Genomic DNA, 7,282 nt, shown 5'->3' with positions numbered 1-7,282 from the left:
CCAGTCCTGCACCCAGTCCTGCACCCAGTCCTGCACCCAGTCCTGCACCCAGTCCTGCACCCAGTCCTTGACCCAGGCCCTCACTCGGGCCCTCACCGCAAGGGGAGTACGGCGTGAACTGCTCCGCCCGGCCGGTGCGGCCCGTCGCCGCGTACCGAGGCGCTGCTCGACCAGCCGCTGCGCGACGAGCAGTTGCCGACCTGGCACGACGGCCTTCCGGCAGCGGGCTGAGCCGAGCGGCCGGATGAGTCCCGATCTCCTCACCGTCGTCATCGTCGTCGCCGCCTGCTGGGGCGCGGTGACGGGAACGCTGCTGCCCCGCGCCGCCTACCGCTTCTCCGCCCCCTCGGGGGAGGCGTGGCGGGACCGTTGCTCCGGCGGTGCGCACCCCGTCAGGGGCTGGCTCGGGCGGGCGCGGTGCGGGCAGTGCCCGGCCGACGAGGCGTCGTACGGTTCCGGACCCGCCGTCCTCGCCGTCGTCACCGCCCTCGTCTGCGCCGCCCTCGCCGCCGCCACCGGGACCCGGCCCGAGGTGGCCGTCTGGCTGCTGCTCGCGCCGGCCTGCGTGCTGCTGGCCGTCGTCGACCTGCGGGTACGACGCCTGCCCGACCCCCTCACGCTGCCGCTCGCCGGCGCCGCACTCGTCCTCCTCGGCCTCACCGCGCTCGTGCCCGAGCACGCCGGGGAGTGGACCACCGCCCTGCTGGGCGCCCTCGCCCTCGGCGCCGGCTACCTCGTGCTGTTCCTGATCAACCCGGCCGGCATGGGCTTCGGCGACGTCAAGCTCGCGCTGGGCGCCGGTGCGGTCCTCGGCTGGTACGGCTGGGCGACGGTGATGCTGGGCACCTTCGCCGGGTTCCTGCTCGGCGCGCTCTACGGCGGTGCCCTCGTCGTCGCCCGGCGGGCGGGGCGCAGGACGGCCATCCCGTTCGGGCCGTTCCTGATCGCGGGCGTCTTCCTCGGCGTGCTCGCGGGGGCCTACGCGGCCTGAGGACGCCTGAGGACGCCTGCGGATCACCGGCCGGAAGGGCTGGCGTACGCTGGTCCGGTCCGTCCACAACCCTTACGAACTCTGCGAAAGGGACGCCGGTGACCGAGAAGGCCGACCTTCAGCCCATCCTCGACCGCGCCGCCGCCGGTGGGCGGATCACTCCCCAAGAGGCGCTCGACCTCTACCGCGACGCCCCGCTGCACGCGCTGGGCGCCGCCGCCGACGCCGTACGCAGGCGCAGGTACGCCGGTACCGAGCACATCGCCACGTACATCATCGAGCGCAACATCAACTACACGAACGTGTGCGTCACGGCGTGCAGGTTCTGCGCCTTCTACGCCGCGCCCAAGGACACCGCCAAGGGCTGGAGCCGCGACCTCGACGACATCCTGCGCCGCTGCGCGGAGACCGTCGAGCTGGGCGGCACGCAGATCATGTTCCAGGGCGGCCACCACCCGGACTACGGCGTCGAGTACTACGAGGAGCACTTCGCCGCCATCAAGAAGGAGTTCCCCCAGCTTGTCATCCACAGCCTGGGGGCGAGCGAGGTCGAGCACATGGCGCGGATCTCGAAGGTGTCGGTCGAGGAGGCCATCACCCGGATCCACGCCGCCGGGCTCGACTCCTTCGCCGGCGCCGGCGCGGAACTGCTGCCCGAGCGTCCGCGCAAGGCCATCGCCCCGCTGAAGGAGTCCGGCGAGCGCTGGCTGGAGATCATGGAGATCGCGCACCGGCTGGGTGTCGAGTCGACCTCCACCATGCTCATGGGCACCGGCGAGACCAACGCCGAGCGCATCGAGCACCTGCGCATGATCCGGGACGTGCAGGACCGCACCGGCGGCTTCCGCGCCTTCATCCCGTACACCTACCAGCCCGAGAACAACCATCTGAAGGGCCGCACGCAGGCCACGCTCTTCGAGTACCTGCGGATGATCGCCATCGCCCGGCTGTTCATGGACAACGTCGCCCACATCCAGGGCTCCTGGCTCACGACGGGCAAGGAGGTCGGCCAGCTCTCCCTGCACTACGGCGCCGACGACCTCGGCTCGATCATGCTGGAGGAGAACGTGGTGTCGTCGGCCGGCGCCAAGCACCGGTCCAACCGGCTGGAGATCATCGACCTGATCCGCAAGGCGGGGCGCGTACCGGCGCAGCGCGCCACCACGTACGAGCACCTCGTCGTGCACGACGACCCGGCGAACGACCCCGTCGACGAGCGCGTCGTGTCCCACATCTCGTCCACGGCCATCGAGGGCGGTACGGCCCACCCCGAGCTGAAGCTGCTCGCGCCCAACTGACGCCGCCGTGCTGACGATTCACGCCGCCGACGAGGTCCGGTGCGGCTGGGACGATCCGGAACCGGTCAAGGACGGTGCCGTCGCCGTCGAGGGTGTCCGGATCGCCGCCGTAGGGACGCTCGCCGAACTGGTGGAGCGGTTCCCGGCCGCGCGGGTGCGGCGCTGGCCCGGTGTGCTCGGGCCTGCGCGGGTCCACGAGGGACCGCTGCCGGACGCCCCGACGCCGCGTGAGCGGATCCACGCCGTGCTGAAGCTCGGCGCGGTGGCCGTCCTGGAGGAGCACGCCGGCGCGCCCGGACTGCGGGCGGCGGCCGAGCGCAACGACGTCGTGGTGCTCGACCGGTCCCGCCCCACCGCCCTCGTCGACCTCGGCCGGGCGGACCTCGCCGTCCTCGACGACGGCGGCGCGTGCATCGCCACCGTGTGCGCGGGGCGTCTGGTGCACCGCAGGCGCTGAGCCGGCCCCGCGCGGATCCACGGCGCGCGGCCACCCGTGGGCCGGACGACCGCGCGACATGGGCCCGTGCGGCGGTACGGCGGGCCCGTGCTGCAACAATGGGCCCGTGACCCGCGCTTTCCTGAACAAGCAGCCGCACGAAGTCGCCTCGATGTTCGACCACGTCGCGGAACGGTACGACCTGACGAACGCCGTGCTGTCGCTCGGCCAGGACCGGGCATGGCGCAAGGAGGTCGCCAGAGCCGTCGACGCCCGCCCCGCGCAGAAGATCCTGGACCTCGCAGCCGGTACCGCGACCTCTTCCCTGCCCTTCGCCCGCACCGGTGCGTACGTCGTCCCCTGCGACTTCTCCCTCGGCATGCTCCAGGTCGGCAAGGAGCGGCACCCGTGGCTGCCGTTCACCGCGGGCGACGGTATGCGGCTGCCGTTCAGGGACGACGTCTTCGACGCGGTCACCATCTCCTTCGGGCTGCGCAACGTGCAGGACACGGACGCGGCGCTGCGCGAGATGTACCGGGTGACGCGGCCCGGCGGGCGGGTCGTGATCTGCGAGTTCTCGCACCCGACCTGGACGCCCTTCCGGACCGTCTACACCGAGTACCTGATGCGCGCCCTGCCGCCGGTGGCCCGCGCGGTGTCGTCCAACCCCGACGCGTACGTCTACCTCGCCGAGTCCATCCGCGCCTGGCCCGACCAGCCGGCGCTCGCGGAGCGGCTGGGCAAGGCCGGCTGGTCCAGGGTGGCGTACCGGAACCTGACGGGCGGCGTGGTGGCGCTGCACCGGGGGTTCAAGGAGAGCTGAGAGGTCCGAGGCCTCCAGGGGCGGGCTGAGGGGTTCGAGACGTTCAGGGCGAGCTGAGGGGCTTCAGGGTGAGCTGAGCGTGCGCAGGGGGAGCCGGTAGCAGTGCCCCTGCTGCTGGGAGGCGGGGGTGGTGAAGACCTCGGCGAGCGTCATGCCCAGCCGCTCCGTGACCGCGATGGACCGTGCGTTGCGGGCGTCGACCATCGCGACCACCTCCGCCACACCCGCCGACCGCACCCGCTGCAGCGTCTGCCGGGCCGCCGCCGTGACGTAGCCCTTGCCCCAGTGCGCCCGTCCGAGGCGCCAGCCGATCTCGATCTCGCCCTTGGGTCCCCAGTCCCGCGGCCACGGCTGCGCGCCGGTGAAGCCGATGACCCGGCCGGCCTCGTCCACCATGGTCCACAGGCAGAAGCCGTGCTCGGCGTCGTGCCGGCGCTGGCGGGCGGTGAGCTCCTCGTAGACGGACAGCTCCGCGGACCTCCCGCCGTGGAACTCCATGACGTCCGGGTCGTCGAAGATCCGGTGCCAGGCGACGGCGTCCTCGTCGGTGGGGACGCGCAACCGTACAGCGGGGGTGGTTCGGTTCACGGGGCAGCCCTTCAGCCGGGTGATCGGTAACGCTGAATAGACTGCCCGTGTCCAGTGCCCGTCGGCACGCATATAACGAACTCTGGGGAGATCCCGCCGTGACCGAGCCCCTCTCCGACAACACCGCCGATGTGATCGTCGTGGGCGCGGGGCCAGCCGGCTCCACGACCGCGTACCACCTGGCCAAGGCCGGACTCGACGTCCTCCTGCTGGAGAAGACCGCGTTCCCGCGGGAGAAGGTCTGCGGCGACGGACTCACCCCCCGTGCGACCAAGCAGCTCGTGGCGATGGGCATCGACATCTCCGAGGAGGCCGGCTGGCTGCGCAACAAGGGCCTGCGCATCATCGGCGGCGGCTCCCGCCTCCAGTTGGACTGGCCGGATCTGGCCTCCTTCCCGGACTACGGACTCGTCCGCAAGCGCGACGACTTCGACGAGCAGCTCGCCCGGCAGGCCCAGAAGGCCGGCGCGCGCCTGTACGAGCGCTGCAACGTCGGCGCCCCCGTCCTCGACGACCGCACCGGCCGCGTCACCGGCGTGCACGCCAAGCTGGGGGAGGAGAAGCGGGAGGTCACCTTCCACGCCCCGCTGGTCGTGGCCGCCGACGGCAACTCCACGCGCCTGTCCCTGGCGATGGGCCTGCACCGGCGCGAGGACCGCCCGATGGGCGTCGCGGTCCGTACGTACTTCACCTCGCCCCGCCACGACGACGACTACCTGGAGTCCTGGCTGGAGCTGTGGGACCGCCGCGGTGCCCAGGACCGTCTTCTGCCGGGCTACGGCTGGATCTTCGGCATGGGCGACGGCACCTCGAACGTCGGCCTCGGCGTGCTCAACACCTCGGCCTCCTTCAAGGAGCTGGACTGGCGCGAGGTCCTGAAGGCCTGGTGCGCGTCCATGCCGGAGGACTGGGGCTACACCCCCGACAACATGACCGGCCCGATCCGCGGCGCCGCCCTGCCCATGGCCTTCAACCGCCAGCCCCACTACACCAAGGGCCTGCTGCTCGTCGGCGACGCCGGCGGACTGGTGAACCCCTTCAACGGCGAGGGCATCGCCTACGCCATGGAGTCCGGCCAGATCGCCGCCGACGTCATCGTTCAGGCACACGCTCGGGCCACTCCGGCGCAGCGCGAGATCGCCCTCCAGCGCTATCCGCGCGTCCTGAAGGACACCTACGGCGGCTACTACTCGCTGGGCCGCGCCTTCGTGAAGCTCATCGGTAACCCGAAGGTCATGCAGATCGCGACCCAGCGCGGCCTCACCCACCCCGTCCTGATGAAGTTCACCCTCAAGATGCTCGCCAACCTGACGGACCCGACGGGCGGCGACGCGATGGACCGCATCATCAACGGACTGAGCAAGGTCGCGCCGAAGGCCTGACCGGTCTGCTCGGTCTGCTCGGTCTGCTTGGTCTGCTTGGTCTGCTTGGTCTGCTCGGTTGGCTCGGCCTGGTCAGTCGAGAGTCGCGGCGTTGGCGGACCGGCGTGCGAAGACCTCGTCGCGCCGGTCCGCCGACTGCCGCAGCGCCGCCGTCCGTTCCCGGGCGGAGAGCCGGTCCAGGTAGAGATGCCCGTTCACATGGTCGGTCTCATGGGCGAGACAGCGCGCGAAGTGGCCGGTTCCCTCGACGAGAAGCGGCTCGCCGTCCCTGTCGAGACCCCGCACGACGGCCCGGTCGGGTCGCGGTACGGCCACCACGGCACCCGGCACGGACAGACAGCCCTCGGCCTCGTCGAGCAGCCGCCGGGCGGACGGGCCCAGGGGCGCCAGCACCGAGTTGACGATATGACCGACATGTCGGACGCCTTCGTCGTCCAGGCAGTCGTAGACGAACAGGCGCAGTGCCACGCCCACCTGATTCGCCGCCAGCCCGGCCCCCTCGGCCACGTACATCGTGCGGAACATGTCGTCGATGAGCGCGGCGAGGTCGGGCCCGAACTCGGTGACGTCCCGGCACGGCCTGTGCAGCACCTCTTCGCCGACCTCGGTGACCCGCCGCACCGACCCGCGCCGGGCCTCGGGCGCGAACGGGGGGGGGTAGGAGGCGGCGGTGGGCCGCCCCTGTACGAAGACACTCGGCATGACGTTCTCTCCTTCCGCTCGTGGACGGGCCGGTGGGGGACCGGCCCGCGCCGAGCATGCCAGGAGAGGCCGAAGGGCCGCTGCCCCTGAGTGGCTGCGGCCCTTCGTGCGGATGCGTCCGCGTGGTGCGCGTGGTGCGGGTGTGTGCGTGGACTACAGCACGCGCACCGCGCCGCTCGGCGGGTCGTACGACAGCGGTGCCTTGACGACGCCGGTGGACGAGTTCTGCGCGCCGACGAACATGCCGTCGCCGACGTACACGCCCACGTGGTACGCGCTGCCCGCGCCGCCCCAGTACAGGATGTCGCCCGGCTGGAGGTTGCCCAGCCCCACCTGGGTGCCGGCGGTCGACTGGGCCTGGGAGACGCGCGGCAGGTCGACGCCGACCGACTTGAAGGCGGCCTGCACCAGGCCGGAGCAGTCCCAGGAGTTGGGGCCGGTGCCGCCGGAGACGTAGGCGTCGCCGACCTGGGACTGCACGAAGGAGACGACCGCGGCGGCCGACCCGCTGGCCGTGGAGGAGCTGCTGCCGACGCTGCTGCCCGAGTTGTCCGAGCTGTTGTCGGAGGACCCGTTGTCCACCGAGGCGCTCAGGGTGGCGCGCTCGGCGTTGCGGGAGGCGCGCTCGGCGGCCTCCTTGCGCTCGGCCTCCTCGGCCTCCTTCTTCTTCTTCTCCTCCTCGGCCTTCTTCTCGGCCTCGGCGAGGTCCGTCTCGGCCTGCTTCGCGGCCTGTGCGGCGGCCGCGTCACGCTCGGCCTGCAGCTCGTAGCTCGCGGCCGCCTGCTGCGTGACGTCCGCGGACTGGGCGACCTGAGCGGCCAGGTCGGCCGTCAGGGTGGGCAGTTCGAGGGTCTGCGTCACCGGTTCGGCCGCGTGGGCCGCACCCGACGCCCCGGCCACTGCCAGGGTGCTGAGGACGCCACCGGCAACTCCGGCCCGCATCGCGATGGTCGACGCGCTGCGGCGGGGCTTCCGGTGGCTGCGTATGTGAGCGGTGTGGGACATAGGGACAACCGGTATCAGGAGCTCCTCCATACCTTCAAGAAACGTGTGCTCCGCCAC

9 protein-coding genes are annotated in these 7,282 nt (G+C 71.8%); 5 read left to right on the top strand and 4 right to left on the bottom strand.

What is annotated here, in order from left to right:
* On the bottom strand, positions 1–207 hold a 207-nt coding region (locus ABEA26_RS31085; RefSeq protein ID WP_345596793.1), incomplete at its 3' end, for a hypothetical protein.
* 37 nt (positions 208–244) lie between these two features.
* Between ABEA26_RS31085 and ABEA26_RS31080 the strand changes: the two genes are divergently transcribed.
* The 4 genes from ABEA26_RS31080 to ABEA26_RS31065 all read left to right on the top strand — a co-directional run bounded on the left by ABEA26_RS31080 (position 245) and on the right by ABEA26_RS31065 (position 3,548).
* Positions 245–991: a prepilin peptidase gene (locus tag ABEA26_RS31080; RefSeq protein ID WP_345596791.1), complete on the top strand. Its 747-nt coding sequence runs from the start codon at positions 245–247 to the stop codon at positions 989–991.
* A gap of 98 nt (positions 992–1,089) precedes the next feature.
* Entirely contained in the window at positions 1,090–2,289 is a 1,200-nt protein-coding gene (mqnC, locus tag ABEA26_RS31075) for a cyclic dehypoxanthinyl futalosine synthase (protein ID WP_345596790.1), read from the top strand.
* A 7-nt stretch (positions 2,290–2,296) separates the two neighbouring features.
* Positions 2,297–2,746, top strand: a complete 450-nt coding sequence (locus ABEA26_RS31070; protein ID WP_345596789.1) for an imidazolonepropionase-like domain-containing protein — start codon at positions 2,297–2,299, stop codon at positions 2,744–2,746.
* 106 nt (positions 2,747–2,852) lie between these two features.
* Entirely contained in the window at positions 2,853–3,548 is a 696-nt protein-coding gene (locus ABEA26_RS31065) for a demethylmenaquinone methyltransferase (RefSeq protein WP_345596787.1), read from the top strand.
* Positions 3,549–3,611: 63 nt separating this feature from the next.
* Here ABEA26_RS31065 and ABEA26_RS31060 read toward each other — a convergent pair whose 3' ends face one another.
* On the bottom strand, positions 3,612–4,136 hold the full coding sequence (locus tag ABEA26_RS31060) for a GNAT family N-acetyltransferase (RefSeq protein ID WP_345596785.1): 525 nt from the start codon (positions 4,134–4,136) through the stop codon (positions 3,612–3,614).
* A 98-nt stretch (positions 4,137–4,234) separates the two neighbouring features.
* Between ABEA26_RS31060 and ABEA26_RS31055 the strand changes: the two genes are divergently transcribed.
* Positions 4,235–5,518, top strand: a complete 1,284-nt coding sequence (locus ABEA26_RS31055) for a geranylgeranyl reductase family protein (RefSeq protein WP_345596783.1) — start codon at positions 4,235–4,237, stop codon at positions 5,516–5,518.
* A gap of 72 nt (positions 5,519–5,590) precedes the next feature.
* Here the strand turns inward: ABEA26_RS31055 and def are convergent, their stop codons facing one another.
* The gene (gene def / locus ABEA26_RS31050; RefSeq protein WP_345596781.1) at positions 5,591–6,220 is read right to left on the bottom strand and encodes a peptide deformylase; all 630 of its coding nucleotides are present in this window, start codon (positions 6,218–6,220) and stop codon (positions 5,591–5,593) included.
* 153 nt (positions 6,221–6,373) lie between these two features.
* Positions 6,374–7,225 (bottom strand): C40 family peptidase, encoded by an 852-nt coding sequence (locus ABEA26_RS31045; protein ID WP_345596780.1) that lies wholly within the window; start codon positions 7,223–7,225, stop codon positions 6,374–6,376.
* Positions 7,226–7,282: the final 57 nt, after the last annotated feature.

Origin of the sequence: Streptomyces marokkonensis (assembly GCF_039539045.1) — a bacterium.
GTDB classification, from domain to species: Bacteria; Actinomycetota; Actinomycetes; order Streptomycetales; family Streptomycetaceae; genus Streptomyces; species Streptomyces marokkonensis.
Note: the sequence above shows the minus strand (reverse complement) of the source record. Positions and strands in the feature narration are given on the sequence as shown.